Origin of the sequence: Psychrobacter proteolyticus, from assembly GCF_038155145.1 — a bacterium.
Classification (GTDB): domain Bacteria; phylum Pseudomonadota; class Gammaproteobacteria; order Pseudomonadales; family Moraxellaceae; genus Psychrobacter; species Psychrobacter proteolyticus_B.
Map to the genome: position 1 here is coordinate 1 of NZ_JBAKAY010000277.1, position 206 is coordinate 206.

Genomic DNA, 206 nt, shown 5'->3' on the forward strand with positions numbered 1-206 from the left:
CGACAAAGATCGCAAACTGCACGTCATCACCGATAAGTTTGACGGTACTGTCCCTCGTGAGCGTAAGCTTATATCGCTAGTGGTAGACGATGAAGTACAGCCGAAGCCAGTAGATGTAACGCCTAAGCAAGAGCAGGCCCTCATGGCAGCTGATGCTAACTTTGAATCCAACTTAAAAGCCCCTGAAAAGCGCAAAGAGCAGGAGC

Annotated in this window: 1 protein-coding gene; it reads left to right on the plus strand. The window is 49.5% G+C overall.

The window, feature by feature from the left end; all coding sequences use genetic code 11:
* Positions 1–206, plus strand: a 206-nt coding sequence (locus tag V6252_RS13830; RefSeq protein ID WP_341610805.1) for a hypothetical protein, incomplete at both ends; no start/stop codon positions are given.